19 protein-coding genes are annotated in these 21,045 nt (G+C 62.0%); 7 read left to right on the top strand and 12 right to left on the bottom strand.

The window, feature by feature from the left end; translation table 11 throughout:
- The first annotated feature begins 1 nt into the window (after position 1).
- From JQ574_RS21070 to JQ574_RS21080, 3 genes are read left to right on the top strand one after another with little or no spacing between them, the layout of a single operon-like run.
- A complete protein-coding gene (locus tag JQ574_RS21070; protein WP_192740101.1) occupies positions 2–1,945 on the top strand; it encodes a PrkA family serine protein kinase in 1,944 nt (647 codons plus the stop codon).
- 21 nt (positions 1,946–1,966) lie between these two features.
- Positions 1,967–3,238 (top strand): YeaH/YhbH family protein, encoded by a 1,272-nt coding sequence (locus JQ574_RS21075; RefSeq protein ID WP_212206870.1) that lies wholly within the window; start codon positions 1,967–1,969, stop codon positions 3,236–3,238.
- Positions 3,235–4,773 carry a SpoVR family protein gene (locus tag JQ574_RS21080; RefSeq protein ID WP_212206399.1) on the top strand — a complete coding sequence of 513 codons (1,539 nt, stop codon included), beginning with the start codon at positions 3,235–3,237 and terminating at the stop codon, positions 4,771–4,773. Before JQ574_RS21075 ends, JQ574_RS21080 begins: the two co-directional genes overlap by 4 nt.
- A 22-nt stretch (positions 4,774–4,795) precedes the next feature.
- Here the strand turns inward: JQ574_RS21080 and JQ574_RS21085 are convergent, their stop codons facing one another.
- The 12 genes from JQ574_RS21085 to pqqA form a co-directional block, all read right to left on the bottom strand.
- Positions 4,796–5,200 (bottom strand): hypothetical protein, encoded by a 405-nt coding sequence (locus JQ574_RS21085; protein WP_212206401.1) that lies wholly within the window; start codon positions 5,198–5,200, stop codon positions 4,796–4,798.
- 461 nt (positions 5,201–5,661) lie between these two features.
- Positions 5,662–6,528: a DUF4344 domain-containing metallopeptidase gene (locus JQ574_RS21090; RefSeq protein ID WP_212206403.1), complete on the bottom strand. Its 867-nt coding sequence runs from the start codon at positions 6,526–6,528 to the stop codon at positions 5,662–5,664.
- Positions 6,529–6,752: 224 nt separating this feature from the next.
- Positions 6,753–7,808, bottom strand: a complete 1,056-nt coding sequence (locus JQ574_RS21095; RefSeq protein WP_212206410.1) for a 2-oxoacid:ferredoxin oxidoreductase subunit beta — start codon at positions 7,806–7,808, stop codon at positions 6,753–6,755.
- The gene (locus tag JQ574_RS21100) at positions 7,805–9,655 is read right to left on the bottom strand and encodes a 2-oxoacid:acceptor oxidoreductase subunit alpha (protein ID WP_212206412.1); all 1,851 of its coding nucleotides are present in this window, start codon (positions 9,653–9,655) and stop codon (positions 7,805–7,807) included. Before JQ574_RS21100 ends, JQ574_RS21095 begins: the two co-directional genes overlap by 4 nt.
- On the bottom strand, positions 9,625–11,424 hold the full coding sequence (locus JQ574_RS21105) for an FAD-dependent oxidoreductase (protein ID WP_212206421.1): 1,800 nt from the start codon (positions 11,422–11,424) through the stop codon (positions 9,625–9,627). The genes JQ574_RS21100 and JQ574_RS21105 overlap by 31 nt, the downstream gene beginning before the upstream one ends.
- 238 nt (positions 11,425–11,662) lie before the next feature.
- Positions 11,663–12,334, bottom strand: coding sequence for a DUF4286 family protein (locus JQ574_RS21110; RefSeq protein WP_212206423.1), 672 nt, complete (start codon positions 12,332–12,334; stop codon positions 11,663–11,665).
- 11 nt (positions 12,335–12,345) lie between these two features.
- A complete protein-coding gene (gene pip / locus JQ574_RS21115) occupies positions 12,346–13,326 on the bottom strand; it encodes a prolyl aminopeptidase (protein WP_212206425.1) in 981 nt (326 codons plus the stop codon).
- Positions 13,316–14,521, bottom strand: coding sequence for a pyrroloquinoline quinone biosynthesis protein PqqE (gene pqqE, locus JQ574_RS21120; protein WP_212206427.1), 1,206 nt, complete (start codon positions 14,519–14,521; stop codon positions 13,316–13,318). The genes pip and pqqE overlap by 11 nt, the downstream gene beginning before the upstream one ends.
- Positions 14,518–14,829 carry a pyrroloquinoline quinone biosynthesis peptide chaperone PqqD gene (pqqD, locus tag JQ574_RS21125; RefSeq protein WP_212206429.1) on the bottom strand — a complete coding sequence of 104 codons (312 nt, stop codon included), beginning with the start codon at positions 14,827–14,829 and terminating at the stop codon, positions 14,518–14,520. The genes pqqE and pqqD overlap by 4 nt, the downstream gene beginning before the upstream one ends.
- Before the next feature lie 32 nt (positions 14,830–14,861).
- Positions 14,862–15,617, bottom strand: a complete 756-nt coding sequence (gene pqqC, locus JQ574_RS21130) for a pyrroloquinoline-quinone synthase PqqC (protein ID WP_212295476.1) — start codon at positions 15,615–15,617, stop codon at positions 14,862–14,864.
- Positions 15,618–15,637: 20 nt separating this feature from the next.
- Positions 15,638–16,567, bottom strand: a complete 930-nt coding sequence (gene pqqB, locus JQ574_RS21135; RefSeq protein ID WP_212206434.1) for a pyrroloquinoline quinone biosynthesis protein PqqB — start codon at positions 16,565–16,567, stop codon at positions 15,638–15,640.
- 148 nt (positions 16,568–16,715) lie between these two features.
- Complete coding sequence (pqqA, locus tag JQ574_RS21140) at positions 16,716–16,796, bottom strand: pyrroloquinoline quinone precursor peptide PqqA (protein ID WP_012029362.1); 81 nt, start codon at positions 16,794–16,796, stop codon at positions 16,716–16,718.
- 251 nt (positions 16,797–17,047) lie between these two features.
- Here pqqA and JQ574_RS21145 point away from each other — a divergent pair, with 251 nt between their 5' ends.
- The 4 genes from JQ574_RS21145 (at position 17,048) to JQ574_RS21160 (ending at position 20,992) form a co-directional block, all read left to right on the top strand.
- Entirely contained in the window at positions 17,048–17,305 is a 258-nt protein-coding gene (locus tag JQ574_RS21145; protein ID WP_212206436.1) for a DUF6894 family protein, read from the top strand.
- Between the two features lie 264 nt (positions 17,306–17,569).
- Entirely contained in the window at positions 17,570–18,853 is a 1,284-nt protein-coding gene (locus JQ574_RS21150; RefSeq protein WP_212206438.1) for a sorbosone dehydrogenase family protein, read from the top strand.
- Positions 18,854–18,954: 101 nt separating this feature from the next.
- Positions 18,955–19,521, top strand: coding sequence for a c-type cytochrome (locus JQ574_RS21155; protein ID WP_212206446.1), 567 nt, complete (start codon positions 18,955–18,957; stop codon positions 19,519–19,521).
- Between the two features lie 70 nt (positions 19,522–19,591).
- Complete coding sequence (locus JQ574_RS21160; protein WP_212206448.1) at positions 19,592–20,992, top strand: amidase family protein; 1,401 nt, start codon at positions 19,592–19,594, stop codon at positions 20,990–20,992.
- Positions 20,993–21,045: the final 53 nt, after the last annotated feature.

Here is a 21,045-nt window from a genome sequence, read left to right on the forward strand (position 1 = left end):
TATGTACAACGATTCTCTGTTCAACGCCTTCGCCCGCTCCTTCGAAGCCAGAAGTCAGAGCGACATGTCGATGGCGGATTATCTGGAATCGTGTCGAAGCGATCCGCTTAAATATGCGAATGCGGCCGAACGGTTGCTAGCGGCAATCGGCGAACCTCAGATGATCGACACGGCCAGGGACCAACGCCTTGGCCGTATTTTTTTGAACCGCACCATGCGCACCTATCCGGCCTTCGCCGGCTTCTATGGCATGGAAGAAACGATCGAGCGCATCGTCGGGTTCTTCCGGCACGCCGCTCAAGGCCTCGAAGAGCGCAAGCAGATACTCTATCTGCTCGGGCCGGTCGGCGGCGGCAAGTCATCGCTCGCCGAACGTTTGAAGGCGTTGATGGAAGTTCACCCCATTTACGTTTTGAAGGCTGGTGATGAGTTAAGCCCGGTCTTCGAAAGTCCGCTCAGCCTGTTCGATCCGGAAACACTCGGGCCGATGCTCGAGGAAAAATACGGCATTCCGCGCCGCCGCCTCACCGGGCTGATGAGCCCGTGGTGCTACAAGCGGCTCGAATCGTTCGGCGGCGACATCTCGCAATTCCGTGTCGCCAAGATCCAGCCGTCGCGGCTGCGGCAGATCGCGGTCGCCAAGACCGAGCCGGGTGATGAAAACAACCAGGACATCTCGTCGCTGGTCGGCAAGGTCGACATCCGCAAGCTGGAAACCTTTGCCCAGAACGACCCCGACGCCTACAGCTATTCCGGCGGCTTGAACCGCGCCAACCAGGGCATCCTCGAATTCGTCGAGATGTTCAAGGCGCCGATCAAGATGCTGCATCCGCTGCTGACGGCGACGCAGGAAGGCAACTATATCGGAACCGAGAATATCGGTGCGATTCCCTTTACCGGCGTCATTCTTGCGCACTCCAACGAATCCGAATGGCAGAGCTTCAAGACCAACAAGAACAACGAAGCCTTCATCGACCGCATCTGCGTCATCAAGGTGCCGTATTGCCTGCGCGTCACCGAGGAACAGAAGATCTACGAGAAACTGATCCAGGGCTCTGAACTCGCCGCCGCGCCCTGCGCGCCGTCGACGCTGGAGACGCTGGCGCGCTTCTCGGTCATGTCGCGGCTGCGACGTCACGAAAACTCCACCGTGTTTGCAAAGATGCGGGTTTATGACGGCGAAAGCCTGAAAGAGTCCGATCCCAAGGCCCGCAGCGTCCAGGAATACAAGGATGCCGCCGGCGTCGACGAAGGCATGGACGGCGTCTCGACCCGCTTTGCGTTCAAGGTGCTCGCCGCAACCTACAATCACGATACGTCGGAAGTCGGCGCGGATGCCGTTCACCTGATGTATGCGCTGGAACAGTCGATCCGTCGCGAGCAGCTCCCTGATGAAACCGAAAAGCGTTACCTCGAATTTATCAAGGCCGAACTGGTGCCGCGATATGCCGAATTCATCGGAAACGAGATTCAGAAGGCCTATCTCGAATCCTATTCGGATTATGGCCAGAACCTGTTCGACCGCTACGTGGATTACGCCGACGCCTGGATCGAGGATCAGGACTTCAAGGATCCCGACACCGGACAATTGCTCGATCGCGAATTGCTCAATCAGGAGCTGACCAAGATCGAAAAGCCTGCGGGTATCGCCAATCCGAAGGACTTCCGTAACGAGGTCGTGAAGTTCTCGCTGCGGTCGCGGGCCCAGAATGGCGGCAAGAATCCGGGCTGGACCAGCTATGAAAAGGTTCGCGAGGTGATCGAAAAGCGGATATTCTCGCAAGTGGAAGATCTGCTGCCCGTCATTTCGTTCGGCTCGAAAAAGGACGGCGAAACCGAGAAGAAGCACGACGATTTCGTCGCGCGGATGGTGGACCGCGGTTACACCGAACGCCAGGTCCGCCGACTCGTCGAATGGTATATGCGCGTGAAGCAAGCCGGCTGAGGCGGATGCGAAGTGGTTGCTATTCACATCGTTGACCGGCGGCTAAATCCGGGCAGCAAGAGTCTCGAGAACCGTCAGCGGTTCCTGCGCCGGGCGAAGGCGCTGGTTCAGCAAGCGGTCAAGAAGACCTCGCACGACCGGGACATCAAGGATGTCCTGGAAGGCGGAGAGGTCAGCATCCCGCTCGACGGCATGGACGAGCCGCGGTTCCGCCGTGAAGGCGGCACCCGCGACATGATACTTCCCGGAAACAAGAAGTTCATCGAAGGCGACATCCTGCCGCGCTCGGGCGGCTCGGGCGGCAAGGCCGGTGGCGCGGGGGAGGGCGACAGCGAAGACGCGTTCCGCTTCGTTCTCAGCCGCGAGGAATTCGTCGACCTGTTTCTGGACGATCTCGAATTGCCTGATCTCGCCAAGCGCAAGCTTGCCGAGGTGGAGAGCGAAGGAATCCGCCGGGCCGGTTATGCGACGTCGGGTTCGCCGGCCAATATTTCCATTTCCCGTACCGTGAGCCGCGCGATGGCGCGGCGGGTGGCACTGCGGCGGCCGAAGCCGGAAGAGATTGCGGCGCTTGAAGCCGAACTGCTGATTTGCGGCGACGAGGCGCGCCGCGCCGAACTGCTGGCCGAGATTGAAACCCTGAAGGCCAAGGCCAAGCGGATCCCGTTCATCGATCCGATCGACATCCGTTACCGGCGGTTCGAGACCACGCCGAAGCCGATTGCCCAGGCCGTGATGTTCTGCCTGATGGACGTCTCGGGCTCGATGACCGAGCACATGAAGGACCTCGCCAAGCGCTTCTACACGCTGCTCTATGTCTTCCTGAAGCGGCGCTATCGCCATGTCGAGATCGTCTTTATCCGCCATACCGACCGCGCCGAAGAGGTGGACGAGGATACATTCTTCCATGGCCCGGCATCGGGCGGCACGCTGGTGTCGAGTGCGCTGCAGGAGATGCACGAGATCGTGCGTTCGCGGTTCCGCCCGGCGGACTGGAATATCTACGCCGCGCAGGCTTCCGATGGCGACAACTCCACGTCCGACGGCGAGGTGGCGGGCCGGCTGCTGACCGAGAAGATTCTGCCCGTCAGCCAGTTCTTTGCCTATCTCGAGGTCGGTCAGGATGCCGGGCTGACTTTCGAGATGCCGGACTCGTCGCTATGGACGCTGTACGAGCGCCTGCGCCTCGCCGGTGCGCCGCTGTCGATGCGCAAGGTCTGCGAGCGCAGCGAAATCTTCCCGGTGTTTCACGATCTCTTCCAGCGCCGCGTAAGACAGGAGAGGGCACCATGACAGGCGAACGGCTGTTTCAGGGTGCTGATTGGGATTTCCCGACGCTGCAGCGGATCCATGACGCCTGCGAGGAGATCGCGGAGTCCGAGCTCGGGCTCAATGTCTATCCGAACCAGATCGAGGTGATCACGGCCGAGCAGATGCTCGACGCCTATTGCTCGGTCGGCATGCCCTTGTTCTACAAACATTGGTCGTTCGGCAAGCACTTCGCCTATCAGCAGGCGTCCTACCGCAAGGGCCTGATGGGCCTGGCCTATGAGATCGTCATCAACTCGTCGCCGTGCATCTCCTATTTGATGGAGGAGAACACCGCGACCATGCAGACGCTGGTGATCGCGCACGCCGCCTTCGGCCACAATCATTTCTTCAAGAACAATTATCTGTTCAAGCAGTGGACCGACGCCGACGGCATTCTCGATTATCTCGAATTCGCCAAGACCTATGTCGCGCAGTGCGAGGAGCGTCACGGCCGGCTGGCGGTCGAGCAGACGCTCGATGCGGCCCACGCGCTGATGTCGCATGGCATCAACCGCTATCCCGGCAAGAAGCTGCCGGATCTGCGCGTCGAGGAGAAGCGGGCCCAGTACCGCCGCCAGCACGAAGAAAGCGTGTTCAATGATTTGTGGCGGACCATTCCGACCGGGCCGGTCAAGAGCGTGGCAACGCTGAGCGCCGATCGCCGCCGCGCGCTGCTCGGCCTGCCGCAGGAAAACATCCTGTACTTCCTGGAAAAGACCGCGCCGCGCCTGGCGCCGTGGCAGCGCGAGCTGCTGCGCATCGTGCGGCACATCGCACAGTATTTTTACCCGCAGAGCCAGACCAAGGTCATGAACGAGGGCACCGCGACCTACGTCCATTACCGCATCATGAACCGGCTGCACCTGCAGGGGCAGCTCTCCGACGGCAATTTCCTCGAATTCCTGTCGTCGCATACCAACGTCGTGTTCCAACCCGACTTCGACAGTAAATATTTCTCCGGCTTCAACCCCTACGCGCTCGGTTTTGCGATGATGCAGGATATCGAGCGCATCGTGACCAATCCCGAGGACGAGGATCGCGAATGGTTTCCGGATATCGCCGGCAAGGGCGATACGATGGGCGTCCTCCGCGATGTCTGGGCCAATTACCGCGACGAGAGCTTCATCAGCCAGTTCCTATCACCGCGGCTGATGCGGCACTTCCGCATGTTCCACTTGCATGACGATCCAGCCGAGACCGCCGGCATCCGGGTCGATGCGATCCACGACGAGCGCGGTTATCGGCGCGTGCGCCGCGCCCTGTCACGGTCATACGACGTCGGCTTCATCGACGCCAACATCGAAGTCGTCGATGTCGACCTCGCCGGCGACCGCCATCTGATGCTGCGCCACACGGTGCTGAACGGCGCGCAGCTCAATGACACCGATGCCAAGCGCGTGCTGCAGCACCTCGCCGACCTCTGGACCTACAACGTCTCGCTGGTCGAGGTCGACGCGACAGGCAAGGTGTTGAAGGAATACGTCGCCAACCCGCGCGGGCTGGCCGCGGTGGCGTAGCCACGCCGGCGATCCCGAGCGATCAGCGCCCGCGCGTCGGTAATTTCGGCAGTTTGTGCGGATCGAACGTGGGTATGGGCTCGCTCGCCTCCGCGGCGCGCGTCTGCTCGTTGTAAATCAGCGTTCCCTCCAGGAGCAGGCCCGGGAACTGTGCCGCCGTTCCGGTGTAGGTCGCTATCTTGCCGGTGCACGTTCCCTGCAGCTTAAGCTCGAGCTCCTGATCATCGCCAAATACGGTTGGCAGCCCGTCGGTGTGTTTTCTTGTAATCACGACCGCGGTGAATCGGTCTCCCTCGACTTCGCATGACCCCTCGTAAGTCATGACGCCGTCGCGCCCCCAGATCCTGCCGTCTGCAACATGGACGATGCCAGTGCCTTGGCTTACGGGGGTCTTGAACCATGCCGCATAAGTGCCGTCTCTGAGCACGGCGGAACTTCTTCCTTGAGCGTTCACCTGAGGTCGATCATCGGCACGACTAGCCTAAAACTCCATTAATCGCCGCCCTCTCGGCAGGGGCGGCTTTTCTTTTGCCGTAGTCTTACGGAGCAAAACTACATTGTTCCGACGGGTTTCGTACACATCATATCGAGATGGGCCAGCAAATACGGGAAATCCGGGTATGCGAAAAGTGCCACGCCGAAATGCGGCTGTTAGGCAAGCTGCCCGCTATCGGGGCCAAGCCACTCATCAAGGTTTTCCGTTGCTACCAGTGCAACCGCATTGAGACGCGCACAATAAGGTCGGCTGCACTCGGCAGACCCTTTCTTCGTACGTTCCGCTCTGCCGCAGACCGGCGTTGATCTTTTCCAGCGCTGACGAGCCGAGGCGCAATTCGCTGGCCAGCCGCGGGGTGGGTTGGGTGTCAGCTGCTCCCGCGTCCCCAAATCCTATCGACGCGCCAGATTTGCGCGACGGGCGCTGACGGTTCGTGCCCAGGTTCCGTGAAATTTTCCGGCCAGGCGCTGGTCAATATGCGGCTTGATCAGCTTTGTCATGGCAAAGTTGAGGTCATCGTATTCCCTTGCGCAGACTTCGGCCCGGTCCTTGGGCAGGAAGCCCTTTTCGACGACATCGGCAAACAACGTCTTGTCTGCGCCATAGGCGATGCACAGAATGTTGAACGCTCGCTGGGCCGGCGTCGAATGTTCACCTGAAAGCGATTGGATAGGAACGGTGACCTGCGGTCCCGGCATCTGAATCGCATGGTGATAGGCGTAGCCCAGGATCGTTCTGCGGGCCTCGTCCTTGCTTAGTCGAAGCATGACGTAGGCGGCGAATTGATCGGCGGCATCTTCCTCGCGGCCGAGCACAGGTATTTGCAGCATGTTGAAAACCGCATGCGCGGTCTCGTGCAGGAACACCGCGAGAATTGGGCCCAGCACCGTGTCCGCCCGGGATAATCCGCCGGGAAGGTCTTGCGGTGGCGCGCTCTTCAGGATGTCCGCCAGCATTTCGTAACACACGGTGATGACTTCGTCGCCGTACCAGGCGTTTGCGGCGCCATCGCAACCCGCGACCTTCAGCGTCAGCGGGTAGGAAAGGCGGAGTGGACTAAGCAGTTCCTGCAGGTGTTCGAGGGCGCGACCCTGCCTCATTTGGTCGTGGATCGGCTGGTGTGCCGGGTCCTTTGGCGACACATACTCGTACTTGATCTGGTTCGGCTTGCTTTTGGGGGCTGCGCTTGCTTTGCCGACGGTCCAAACGATCGTTGCCGCCAGGGCCGCGGCAACCGCGGCAGGTTTGTGCCTCATCATACTTCTCAATTATGAATTATGAAAATTTACGGCGGCAAGTTATCGACGCGTGGTCGAGCAACCATAGCACGCCCGTCGGATTCGGTGGATAGCGAATCCGGTCGGGCTTATTGTCGGCAGCGCGGTCGCGATGATTGCTTGTACGCAAGCAACCGATGCCTGCTTCCGAGGCTAATGCTCATATCGCAGGATGCATGGACGTTGCGACCTGACGGCTAGATGCCCTACCGCAGGCTGGCGTTGATCTTGTCCAGCGCTGACGAGCCCGGGCACAATTCCTTGGCTTCCAGCTTATTGAGCGGCGTCTCGACGGTGTCGAGATGGGTGTGCATGTCTTCGGCGTCGGGATCGACGTAGAGCAAGCCGGTCACCACCTGGCCCTTGGCGGCGTGCTTCTGCAGGAAGGTCATCGCCGCCAGCCGGTCGTTGGCGTCGTAATCGGCGTCGATCTTGCGCAGCGCCAGCCTGGTGCCGTCGTGCTGCTCCACCATCTGCACCGAGCCCGGGGCATAATCGACGGTGATGGGGTCGCGACCCGTTATGACGTCGAGGCGGTTGACCGCGTCATTATGTTCGCGGACGTAGTCAAAACTCTTGGTCGAGCCGGCGTGGTTGTTGAAGGCGATGCAAGGGCTGATGACGTCGATGAACGACGCGCCCTTGTGGCGGATGGCGGCCGCGATCAGCGGCACCAGCTGGGTCTTGTCGCCGGAGAAGCTGCGCGCCACGAAGCTGGCGCCGAGCTGCAGCGCAATCGCCACCAGGTCGATGGCGTTGTCGGTGTTCATCACACCCTTCTTGGATTTCGAGCCGCGGTCGGCGGTGGCCGAGAACTGGCCCTTGGTCAGGCCGTAAACGCCGTTGTTCTCGACGATATAAGTCATGTTGACGCCACGCCGGATCGAATGGGCGAACTGGCCGAAGCCGATCGAGGCGCTGTCGCCGTCGCCGGAGACGCCGAGATAGATCAGGTCGCGGTTGGCGAGGTTGGCGCCGGTCAGGACCGACGGCATGCGGCCGTGCACCGAGTTGAAGCCGTGCGAATTGCCGAGGAAGTAATCCGGCGTTTTCGAGGAACAGCCGATGCCGGAGATCTTGGCGACGCGATGCGGCTCGATCGATAGCTCAAAGCAGGCTTCGATGATCGAGGCGGTGATCGAGTCGTGACCGCAGCCGGCGCACAGCGTCGAAATCTTGCCCTCGTAGTCCCGGTGGGTGTAGCCGAGATCGTTCTTCGGCAGGCCGGGATGGTGGAATTTCGGTTTTGCAATGTAGGTCATGACACGGCCTTGCGGAGAGGAGTCACTTTCAGATGGTCCTGATGGTCGCCGATGGCGCTGGCGATGAAGCGCGCGGTGATCGGGGTGCCGTCATAGTGCAGGATCGGCACCAGCCGCACCGGATCGATGCCGTTCTCGTTGACGATCAACTGGCGCAGCTGGGCGTCGCGATTCTGCTCGACGACGTACACGAAGTCATGGTCGGCAATGAAGCTGGCGACGCTGGAGTGGAACGGGAACGCACGGATGCGCATGCGGTCGAGCTGGTGCCCGCGCGCCTCCAGCAGGCCGATCGCCTCGTCCATCGCCGGCGCGGTCGAGCCGAAATAGATCACGCCGTATTTGGTCGGCTTGGTGGCGTTGGCCTGCAGCGGCCGCGGCACCATGTCCTGCGCGGTCTCGAACTTGCGCACCAGCCGCTGCATGTTGTCGGCGTAAACCGCGCCTTCTTCCGAGTAGCGCGCATAGCGGTCGCGCGAGGTGCCGCGGGTGAAGAACGAGCCTTTGGTCGGATGCGTGCCGGGATAGGTGCGGTAGGGAATGCCGTCGCCGTCGACGTCGAGATAACGGCCGAAATCCCGGCCGGGCTCGTCGAGCATCTCCGCGGTCATCACCTTGCCGCGGTCATATTGCCTGGAATCGTCCCACTTCAGGGGACGGCAGAGCCGGTGGTTCATGCCGATGTCGAGGTCGAGCATCAGGAAGATCATGGTCTGCAGCCGCTCGGCGAGATCGAACGATTGCGCCGCGAACTCGAACGCTTCGGCCGGGTCTTCCGGGAACAGCAGGATATGCTTGGTGTCGCCGTGCGAAGCGTACGCACAGGCGATGATGTCGCATTGCTGGGTGCGCGTCGGCATGCCGGTCGAGGGACCGGCGCGCTGGATGTTCATGATCACGCCGGGAATCTCGGCAAAATACGAAAGCCCGATGAACTCGGTCATCAGCGAGACGCCGGGTCCGGAAGTCGCGGTGAAGGCGCGCGCGCCGTTCCAGGAAGCGCCGATCACCATGCCGATCGATGCGAGCTCGTCCTCGCCCTGCACGATGGCGTATTTGGCCTTGCCGGTTTCGGGGTCGTGCCGCAGCTTCTTGCAATGGCTGGTGAAGGCTTCCGCCACCGACGACGACGGCGTGATCGGATACCAGGCGCAGACGGTGGCGCCGCCATAGACGGCGCCGAGCGCGGCCGCGCTGTTGCCTTCCATGAAGATGCGGTCGCCGACCTTGTCGGCCTTCTTCACCTGCAGCCCGATCGGGCATTTCAGGTTCTGCAGCGCCCAGTCACGGCCCAGATGCAGCGCGTGGACGTTCGAGGAGAGAAGCTTTTCCTTGCCTTTGTACTGTTCTGATATCAATTGCTCGACGATCTTCGGGTCCATGTCGAGCAGGGCGCACATCGCGCCGAGATAGATGATGTTCTTGAACAGCTGGCGCTGGCGCGGATCGGTATAGGTCGAGTTGGTGATCGCGGTCAGCGGCACGCCGATGACGTTGATGTCGGCGCGGAACTTCGACGTGGGCATCGGCTTGGTGGAATCGTAGAACAGATAGCCGCCGGGCTCGATCGAGGCGACGTCCTTGTCCCAGGTCTGCGGGTTCATCGCCACCATCATGTCGACGCCGCCGCGGGCGCCGAGATGGCTTTCCTCGGTCACCCGCACCTCGTACCAGGTCGGAAGTCCCTGGATGTTGGAGGGAAAAATGTTGCGCGGGCTCACCGGCACGCCGTGGCGCAGGATCGAGCGCGCGAACAGCTCGTTGGCGCTGGCCGAACCCGAGCCGTTGACGTTGGCGAAACGGACGACGAAGTCGTTTACGCTGCTGATCGGGCTTTGGACTGACATGTTGATCCCGCGTGAGTCATATCGATGAGGTACTTCTGCATGTCCCAGGCTCCGGTGGGACAACGCTCGGCGCAGAGCCCGCAATGCAGGCAGACGTCTTCGTCCTTCACCATGACGCGCCCGGTCTTGAGCCCGTCGGCAAGATAAAGCGCCTGGTCGTGACGCGGTGAGGGTGCTTTCAGCCGGGTCCGCAGATCCTCTTCCTCGCCATTCTCCGTGAAGGTGATGCAATCCATCGGGCAGATGTCGACGCAGGCGTCGCACTCGATGCAGGCGGGCGCGCTGAAAATCGTCTGCACGTCGCAGTTCAGGCAGCGCTGCGCCTCGCCGAGCGCGAGCTTGACGTCGTAGCCGAGTTCGACCTCTGCGCGGATGTCCTTGAGCGCAATCACCTTGTCGCGGTGCGGCACCTTGTAGCGCTTGTCGCCGGAGATGTCGTTGTCGTAGCTCCACTCGTGGATGCCCATCTTCTGCGAGGAGACGTGCACCTCGGGGAGCGGGCGCTCGGTGATATCCTCGCCGGACAGCATCTTGTGGATCGACAGCGCGGCGTCATGGCCGTGCGCCACCGCCCAGATGATGTTCTTGGGGCCGAACGCCGCATCGCCGCCGAAGAAGACTTTCGGATTGGTCGATGCGAACGTCTTGGCATCGACCTGCGGCATGTTCCACTTGTCGAACTCGATGCCGCAGTCGCGCTCGATCCAGGGGAAGGCGTTTTCCTGCCCGACCGCGACCAGCACGTCGTCACAGGGAATGGTCTGGTCCGGCTCGCCCGCGGGCACCAGGTTACGCCGGCCCTTGGCGTCATATTCCGCCTTCACCTTCTGGAAGGTGACGCCGATGAGCTTGCCGGCTACATGTTTGAATCCCACCGGCACCATGAAATTGAGGATCGGAATGTCCTCGTGAATGGCGTCTTCCTTTTCCCATGGGCTCGCCTTCATTTCCTCAAAGCCGGAACGCACGATCACCTTGACGTCTTCGCCGCCAAGGCGCCGCGCGGTGCGGCAGCAATCCATCGCGGTGTTGCCGCCGCCGAGCACGATCACGCGGCGGCCGATCTTCTCGACATGGCCGAACGAAACCGAAGCCAGCCATTCGATGCCTATATGGATATTAGCGGCGGCCTCCTTGCGGCCGGGGATGTCGAGTTCGCGGCCGCGCGGCGCGCCGGAACCGACGAAAATCGCATCATAATTTTCAGCCATCAGCTGCTTCAGGCTGTCGATGCGGTGACCGCCCTTGAACTCGATGCCGAGGTTTAGGATGTAATCGGTTTCTTCGTCGATCACCGAATCCGGCAGCCGGAATTTTGGGATCTGGCTGCGCATCATTCCGCCCGCCTTGGGATCGGCGTCGAACACCGTGCAGTGATAGCCGAGCGGCGCAAGATCGCGCGCCACCGCAAGCGAAGCGGGACCGCCGCCGATCAGCGCGACGCGCTTGCCGTTCTTCGCCGATACCTTCGGCATGCGGTGCTTGACGTCGTCCTTGAAGTCGGCGGCGACGCGCTTCAGCCGGCAGATCGCAACGGGTGTTTCCTCGACGCGGCCGCGGCGGCAGGCCGGCTCGCACGGGCGATCGCAGGTGCGTCCCAAAATTCCGGGAAACACATTCGATTTCCAGTTGATCATGTAGGCGTCGCTATAACGCCCCTCGGCAATCAAACGGATGTATTCGGGAACTGGCGTGTGAGCGGGGCAGGCCCATTGGCAATCAACCACTTTGTGAAAGTAGTCCGGCGCCGAGATGTCAGTCGGTTTCATTCCTACCTTTCCGCGTCAGCAATCCGAACGCGGCCTTGTTGCCTGAACGCTCAGTAGGCGTTCTTGTGGTTTTTGAATTGGATCATAGGTTTATCTTATCGGAGCTTAGAGCCATTCCAGACGAGTCACAAAGGCAAATTTGCGCGATTGCCAGCTTTCATGCATGGCACGTGTGAACGTTAATATTCGCTGATGCTATGTGGCGGTGCAGCATGAGTGCACGGCGTTGTCGCCAATGTTACGCGCGGTGCAGATCGCTCTTCGCGAGATCCCACATCAGCCGGTAAACGCCGCTCGTCACCACCAGCGGCTTGATTGCGGCATTGTCGTTGAAGCGCGCCGCGGCCGCCGGAACCGCGCTGACATCGGTGGCGTCGATCAGCACGAACCAGTCGCCGGCGCCCGGATTGGGCGCTGCGGGGTCATCAGTGATCGGTTTCGACAGCGCCGGATCGTTCTCCAGCAGGTGCATGGAAATGATGCCGTCGAGTTCTGCGGGATCGAGTTGATCCCGCAGTGCGGTACGTAATTTATCCTCGCCGCCGGCGGGCGGCCGCAGCCGGATGATGCCGAGCGCGGCGCCGCGGCCGGTGCCGCGGCTGATGGTGATACGCGAAACGCCCCGGATCATGTTCTTGAAGCGGGCAATGTTGGCCTTCGACCAGGCAGTCTGATTGGCGAGCGCGGTGCGGTAGAACGGGCTGTCCAGTACCTCGATGGTTTCGGTGGAATAGAGGCTGAGATATTTCGGGTCACCTTCGTGCGCGACATAGCGCCGCGCTTCGAGGAAGCCCGGCATCGCGACGCGCTCTTCGAGATGTTCGCGGTCGTACCAGCGGTTGAATTCGGCCTCGTCGGCGGCATCGATGTTCATCGACGTCAGCAGCATGCCTTTTCCGGCTATCGGCATTTCGAAAATCCCTATCTGGTAATCTTGGAAGCCATATCCGCGACTGCTTTCATCACGGCGTCGCGGACGCCGGGATCGTACAGCGTGTGACCGGCGCCTTCGACCAGGCGAATTTCGGCCTCGCGCCACACTGCGGCAAGCGCATGCGAGGTCGCCGGCGGGCACAGCAGATCATAACGGCCCTGCACGATGATACCGGGAATGTCAGCAAGCCTGCCGGCCTCTTCGATCAGCTGGTTCGGCCTCATGAAGCAGTCATTGGCGAAATAATGCGCTTCCATGAACGGCGTGGCGGGCAGGGCGCGCGACGAATTGACCGGATCGAGCCGGGCGCGGCCCGGCGTGTGCTCGGAGAGGATACGTTCGGTCTCGCCCCATGCCCGTGCGGCCGGGCCATGCACGCCGGTGTCGGGATCAAGAATCCGGCGGAAATATGCGTCGATCGGGTGCGTGCGTTCCGCTGGCGGCAACACGTCGAGGAACTCCGCGTGCAGCGCCGGATAGAAGCGCGGCAGCACCTCGAGGAAGCCATCCTCGATTTCCTTGCGGGTGCCGAGGAAGGTGGCGCGCAGCACGATGCCGGTGACGCGGTCGGGGTGCGCTTGCGCATACGCCAGCGCCAGCGTCGCGCCCCAGGAGCCGCCGACGATCATCCAGCGCTCAAAACCGAATTTCTCGCGAATTCTCTCCATGTCCGCAATCAGATGCGGCAGGGTATTGTCCTCACGCCGGCCCTTGGGGCGGCTGCGGCCGGCGCCGCGCTGGTCGAACAGCACGGCATGGAATCTTTCAGGGTCGAACAGCCGGCGGTGATCGGGCTGGCAACCGCTGCCGGGCCCGCCATGCAGATAGACCGCCGCAATGCCGCCGATACGGCCGACGCTCTCGACATAGACGTCGTGGCCATCGCCGACATCGAGCTGCTCCGAGGTCAGCGGTGCAAACGGATCGGCGCGTTTGGCGGATTTTCCGGCGTCGGCGTCAGGCGCCATGCTTGTCTTCCGCCTCCAGCGTGCCGCCGGCGAAATTGCGATAGAGGAAACGGTTATTGTCGGAGGCTGCTTCCTGCTCGGCCTGCTTGAAGATCTGCTCATGCATCGGCGACAGCGTGCAGGCCGGATCGGTATTGCCGGCATCGCCGGTCAGCGCAAAGGCCTGGCAGCGGCAACCGCCGAAATCGACTTCGCGGAACTCGCAGCTCTTGCAGGGCTCGGGCATCCAGCCGGTGCCGCGATAGCGGTTGAAGGCTTCGGAATTCTGCCAGATCCACGCGATCGAGTGATTGGATCGCACCGAAAGGAATTCTAGTCCGGTGATGCTCTCGGCGGCATGACACGGCAGGATCTTGCCGGCAGGCGAGATGTTGAAGAATTGCCGGCCCCAGCCGCCCATGCATTTCTTCGGCCGCAGCGCGTAATAATCCGGCACGACGTAGTCGATCGCGAGAATGCCCTTCAGCCGCACTTCGGCTTCCTCGACGATGCGGCTGGTCTCCTCGATCTGTGCCACGGTCGGCATCAAGGCGGCGCGGTTCTTCAGCGCCCAGCCGTAATACTGCACGTTGGCGACCTCGAGCCGGTCGGCGTCGAGATCGACCGCCATCTGAATAATGTCCGACAGCTGATGCAGGTTCTGGCGGTGCATGACGGCGTTGACCGTCAGCGGCAGGTCGAGTTCGCGCGTCCACTTCGCGACCTCCAGCTTCTTCTCATGCGACTTCTTCAGGCCCGCCACGCGGTCGGCCACCATGGGCTCGTTGCCCTGAAAACTGATCTGCACGTGGCACAGCCCGGCATCGGCCAGAGCGGACAGTTTTTCGCGTGTCAGCAACACAGCGGAAGTAATGAGGTTGCTGTAGAGCCCGACGTCGCTGGCGTGCTGGACCAGTTCGACCAGATCCTTGCGCGCGGTCGGCTCGCCGCCGGAGAAATGGATCTGCAGCACGCCGATTTCGGCGAGCTCGGTCAAAACCTTCTTCCATTCCTCGGTGGTCAGCTCAGTGCCGCCGCGGTCGAGTTCGAGCGGATTGGAGCAATAGGGGCATTGCAGCGGGCAGCGGTGCGTCAGCTCGGCCAGCACCGCGAGCGGGATGCCGAACGTCTCCGCCGTCGAGCGCCGCTGCTCCAGCACCGAGAGCCCGTCATGGGGCGCGGTTGCCGCTTTGCCGTCGGTGAGAATGTCGCTCATGACGTCTTCTCGCGCGCTTCGGTGAGAAAGCCCTTGTCGGCGAGGTCCTGCAGCATGGCGACGACGTCGGTTGCAATTGCCTCGCGGGGCGCGGCGTATTTGGCGGTCAGCTGATCGATCATGTCGGAGACGCTGCGAACACCGTCGCAAAGCTGCAGCACCTCGACTGCGATCTCGTCCGGCGCCAGCACGCGCTCGGGCGCCAGGATCACCCAGACCTGCCGCGTCTCATCAAATTTCAGCTTGGCGTGCCGCGGCAATTTCGGCCGGCTCGCCTCGCTGACACTGATGTTGCGGCTTACTGCCATCGATCGCTAGTTCCTGGTTATTGGCTTCGGCTTCAGCCCTCTTGAGGCACGAACGCGCCGGGCGGTATGTGGCCCTCGACATAGGCATGATACAGCGCATCGAGCTGAACCCATAGCACATTGGTCTTGAAGATCAGGGCGTTGCAGACCGCCTCGCGTTCCGCCGGCGTCCTGGCGTGCGCCTTGACGTAATCGAGCGCGAATCCGGCGTCGCGGGGCGCCTGCTGCAGGCGGCGGCTGAAATAGCTCATGATGTCCGGATTGACGAAATCATAGTGCTGCAGCATGCCCGAGATGCGCTCTTCATGCAGGTTCGGCGCGAACAGTTCCGTCAGCGAGGAGGCGATCGCCTCGAGCGGCGTCTTGTCGCGGCAGAAATGCACGTAGGCCTCGACCGCAAAGCGCGTCGCGGGAAGGATGCCTTCGGTCGATTCCACATAGGCGCTGTCGAGCCCGAGGCCCTCGGTCAGCTTGAGCCAGCGCTCGATACCGCCTTCGGAGCCGAGATCGCCGTCGTGGTCCTCGATCCGGTGCCGCCATTCGACGCGGGTCGCGCGGTCGCGGAACCGCGAGATCACCATCGCGTCCTTGAGCGGGATCGTGCTCTGGTAAAAATAACGGTTCAGCGCCCAGGCCTGCACCTGGCCCTTGTTGAGCTTGCCGCCATGCAGCAGCCGGTGGAACGGATGCAGGTTGTGATAGCGCGTCGCGCCGATGTGACGCAGCGTCGCCTCCAGTTCCTCGGCGTTATTGAGCGAAATGCCTTTGCCGATCGATAGCGCGGTCATTCTGGTGACGGGCACGACGCTCACAGTGTGATCTCCATTCCATCGGCGGGGATGTGCCAGCCGGCCTGCTCGGCGGTTTTGCGCTCGTCCGAGCCGTGCAGCAAGGCGGGGTTGGAGTTGTTGATATGCAAAAACATCTTGCGCCCGATGTCGAGTCCTTCAAGGCTTGCGATCGCGCCGTCCTCGCCTGACATCGAGATGTGTCCCATGCTTTGCCCGGTCTTGTTGCCGAGGCCCGCGGCAACCAGTTCGTCGTCGCGCCACACCGTGCCGTCAAAGAACACCAGTGCGGCGCCTTTCAGCCGCGCCTTCAGATCGTCGGTCACCCGCGCGCAGGCGGCAAGGAAATAGAGATATTTGCCGCTGGCTTTGTCCAGGATGCGAAGCCCAAGCGTATCGCCCACACCACTGCCGCCGGCCGGATGCGCCTTGCCCTCGAGATACCATGCGCCCTTTCCGGGCACCTCGAAGGGGAGGATTTCGATGCCGGATGGCGAACCATCGGGCAATGCGGGTTCGAACGCCCGGTCGACCGCGATCGGCTGGCGTTTCACATTCTTTTCGCTCAGCACATTAAAGATGCTGTTGGATTTGAGGATCGCAAGCACCCGCTCATGCGCATAGAGAGTGAAGGGCGATCCCTCGCGCATCGACAACAGGCCTGCGACCGCGTCGATCTCGCCATTGGTCAGGATGACGCCCGCAATCGGACTGTGACGGAGCTGGCCTGCCCTGGGATGAAGCTGCGGCGTCGCGGTCAGTTGCTGGCGCAGATCGGGCGAGGCGTTGATCAGGAACCAGTGCTCGCCATCGGCACTGACCGCGATCGAGGCCTGCGTGCTCTGAAGTTCGGGATGTTCGTTGCGGGCCGTCCGGCACACCGGACATCCGCAGTTCCACTGCGGAACGCCGCCGCCTGCCGCGGCGCCCAGGACGACGACGCGAAGCATGATCCGTCTCCTGGCAAATTCAAGACTTGGGCACAAACGGTGATGTCAAACGCTACGAGGTGGCTCCGGGCCAAAGACACAGTTCCGCTTTCGGGAACGTGTCAGGCCCGGGATTCCACCTCGCTAAAGCCTTTGCGGTCGCTGCCGGTTACTTGCGGGCGGCGCACGCATACATGTTGATTTCCATGCCGACCGGCACTTCGACGATTTTCGGTGCTTTCCAGGCCATAGGCGCTCCTTTTTCTACCGGACGAACTTCGCCCTCGGACACAAGGTAATGCGGATCAAAAAGTTCGCCAGTGAAATCTTTGCAGCAGGCATGCGTGTTTGCATGTTGCATTGCGAAATAAGTCACGTTTTTGTGCGAAGGCAGGTGGTCAAAACGGCGTGGGATCAAGCGTTTCCGGGTTGATCGCAGCGCCGCGAATGTTGATTTTTCTTTGCAACGAAGTGCTGCCTCCATGGAGTAGGTTACCGCCGATGCCACGCTATTTTTTCAACACCCGTATCGGCGATGAGCTGATTTCCGATCCCGATGGCGAAGTGCTGCGGGATCCCGACCGCGCCTGGGAAATGGCGCGCGCCATGATCCGGGAACTGCTCAAGACCGAAGGCACTGACGGCGCGCTGCTGAACGCGACCATCGAGGTCACCGACGACGAGGGCGAGATCGTGCTCGAGTTTCCGTTCACGGAGGCGATTCTCGACACGACGGATCGCTCCATCACCCGGCATTGATTCAGCCACCGTCATTGCGGGGCTTGCGAGAGCGCGAACCTCAGGTGCGCAATTGCACACTGGGGAATCTCGAGATTCCCCGATGCGCAAATGCACGTCTGAGGTTCGATGCTGCGCATCGGCCGGAATGACCGTGGACGATGGGTCAGCGATGTTTTCCGATTGCAGATGTACGGACAAATATTAGAGAGTGCCGCCCGGGAATGCCACCGGCGCTGACATGCTTGTCCGCGCGAGGATAAGGCTTCCGCCAGGGAGAATGCCATGATGAGCTATTCGTCGGCGCTGCGCAGCCTGTTGCTGGCCGGTGCTTTTTTCGGTGCATTGACGTTGAACGTTGCAGCGCAGCAGCCGGCCACGCCGCCTGCGGCAGGTGCGGCGCCGGCGGCCGCAGCCCCGCTTCCGCCGGGCTCGCCCTTGATCGGCCGGCCAGCCGATAATGAAGCCGCCGCCAAGCTCGCCCCGATCGCACCGCCACCGATTCCCGCTGCGCCCGACAAATTGCCGACCGCCAAGCTGAAGGTGCCGGCCGGCTTCAACATCGAAGTCTACGCCGCCGGGATGGCCAACGCGCGCTCGCTGATCGAAGGCGACAAGGGCACGGTGTTTGCCGGCACCCGCCTGATCGACAAGGTCTATGCGGTCGTCAACAAGGACGGCAAGCGTTCGGTGAAGGTGATCGCATCCGGCCTCTATCGTCCGAACGGCGTCGCGTTCAAGAACGGCACGCTCTACATCGCCGAACTGTCGAAGATCTCCAGGATCGACAAGATCGAGGACAATCTGGACAATGCGCCGAAGCCGACCGTGATCTACGACGATTTGCCCAAGGATGAAGCCCACGGCTGGAAGTTCATCGGCATCGGCCCCGACAACAAGCTGTACGTTCCGGTCGGGCAACCCGGCAACAACGTGCTGCATAGCGACGCCCACGGCCAGATCAGGCGCATGAATCTCGATGGGTCAGGCGCCGAAGTGCTCGCGCGCGGCGTGCGCATGACGGTGGGATTCGACTGGCACCCGGAGAACAAGCAGCTCTATTTCACCGACAACGGCCGCGACTGGATGTCGGAGGACGTGCCCGAGGATGAACTCAATCGCATCACCAAGGTCGGCGAACATTTCGGCGCGCCCTACTGCCTGCAGGGCAACATCGTCGATCCCGAATTCGGCTGGGGAAAATCCTGCAGCGACTACACTGCGCCGGTCGGCCTGCTGGGCCCGCATTCCGCAGCGCTGGGCATGCGGTTCTACACCGGCAACATGTTCCCGAAGTCCTACAAGAACGCGATCTTCATCGCCCGCCATGGTTCGTGGAACCGGACCAAGAAGGTTGGCGGTGACGTCCTCGTCGCCCGGCTGAACAAGGACGGGTCAGTCAAATCCGTGGAGCCGTTCCTCACCGGGTTTGTCGAGGACAACAAGTATATCGGTCGCCCGGTCGACGTGCTGCAGTTGAAGGACGGCTCGCTGCTGGTCTCCGACGACTACAACGGCGCCGTCTATCGCATCACCTACGGCAAGCAGAAGGTGGCTGGCGCCAAGTGATTGGAAGGAACGTCATTGCGAGCGAAGCGAAGCAATCCACCTTCAACAAAGGAAGAGTGGATTGCTTCGTCGCTTCGCTCCTCGCAATGACGGCGGTGCCAATGCATAGAATAATAACGGCGCTGGCATTTACCTTTATCGCCTCGATCGCAAGCGCGGAAACCTTCCAGGAGCGCATTGCGCCGTGTCTGGCCTGTCACGGCGAGCGCGGACAGTCGGAGACCGAAAACACGCCCTCGCTCGGCGCGCAGCAGGCGCCTTACACGCTGATCCAGCTCTTCATGTTTCGCGAGAAGCTGCGCAGCTTCGAGCCGATGAACGAGATGGCGAAGCAGCTGACCGACGACGATCTGCGCACCTTCTCCGATTTCATCGCCAAACTGCCCAAGCCCGTGCCGCCCGCAGCGGCCGGCGATCCCGCGCGGATGCAGCGCGGCCTGGCGCTGGGGCAGCAGCACCGCTGCAACAACTGTCACAACCCGGATTATTCCGGCAAGGAAAACGTGCCGCGGATAGCCAACCAGCGCGAGGATTATCTCGCCAAGACGCTTGGCGAATACAAGGACAATAGCCGTCACGGCTATGACGGCAGCATGGCCGACGTGATGGGCCCGATCACATCAGAGCAGATCGCCGATCTCGCTCATTTTATTGCCCATTTGCGCTAAACCTTCGTGCACGGCCCCGGCTGGCGTTGCCGTTCGCGCGGCGCTACAAGGCGGTCAAACGGAGTTTCCCATGCAAGAAATCTGGCGCCTGTCGGCCGCGGAGCTGGCCTCGCTGATCAAGACAAAAAAGGTCTCGGCCAAGGAGGCGGCCACATCAGCATTGGCGCGGCTGGACGCGGTCAATCCCAGGATCAATGCGGTGGTCGACCACAAGCCGGCCGAGGTGCTGGCGCAGGCCTCGGCGATCGATGCCGCGATCGGGCGGGGCGAAGATGTCGGCCCCCTCGGCGGCGTACCCATTACGGTTAAGGTCAATATCGACCAGCAGGGCTTTGCCACCACCAACGGCCTGAAGCTGCAGCGCGAGGCCATTGCGGCGGACAACAGCCCCGTGATCGATAATCTCTACAAGGCCGGCGCTGTGATTTTGGGGCGCACCAACTGCCCCGCCTTCTCCTATCGCTGGTTCACCACCAATCTCGTGCACGGCGACACCAAGAACCCCCGCGATCCCGGCATCACGCCGGGCGGCTCCTCCGGCGGCGCGGGTGCTGCTGTCGCGGCCGGCATCGGGCATATCGCGCACGGCACCGATATCGCGGGCTCGATCCGCTACCCGGCCTATGCCTGCGGCGTCCATGGCCTGCGGCCGACGATGGGCCGTATTCCGGCGTTCAACGCCGCGCTTCCCGAGCGCACGATTGGTCCCCAGATCAGCGCCGTGTCAGGCCCGCTGGCGCGGACCATCGGCGATATCCGGATAGCGCTGGCGGCGATGTCGGCGAGGGATTATCGCGATCCCTGGTGGGTGCCGGCGCCGCTGGAAGGCCCGCCAATGCCCAAGCGCGTCGCCATGTGCCTCAATCCGGATGGCCTCGATCCCGTTCCGGAGGTGAAAGCCGCGGTCGCCGACGCCGGCAAGCGACTGGAGCGCGCGGGCTGGATCGTCGAGGAAATCACCAATACGCCGCCGCTGCGCGAGCCCGCCAATCTGCAGACCAAGCTCTGGCTCGGCGACAGCTATGAGGCGCAGCTGGAAACCGCCGAGCGTGAGGGCGATCCCGGCGCGTTGGCCTGCCTGCGCGGCAACCGGACCAAAGTGTTTCCGTTCGATGCCGCTGATTTCTCGAAGGCGCTGACCCGGCGCGCGACGCTGACCCGCGAATGGTTGGAATTCTTCGAACAATACCCGGTGCTGCTGATGCCGGTATCCGGCGAATTGCCGTTCCCCGACCATCTCGACCGCAAGGACGAGGCGTCTTTTGCGAGGGTGTGGCACGCCCAATTGCCGCAGATTGCCATTCCCTTCATGGGGCTGCCCGGGCTAACGGTCTCGACGGGACTGGTGGGACGGATTCCGGTCGGCGTTCAGCTGGTCTCCGGCCGTTATCGGGAGGATCTCTGCCTTGCCGCGGGCGAGGCGATCGAGGCCGGCGGAACGCCGTCGGCGGCGATCGATCCGGCAAGCTAACAGAGCGTTTTCAAGCGAAGGAAGAAAACGCGTCAAACAAGAGATCGAAAGAG

This window comes from Bradyrhizobium sp. AUGA SZCCT0158 (assembly GCF_018130065.1).
Lineage (GTDB): Bacteria > Pseudomonadota > Alphaproteobacteria > Rhizobiales > Xanthobacteraceae > Bradyrhizobium.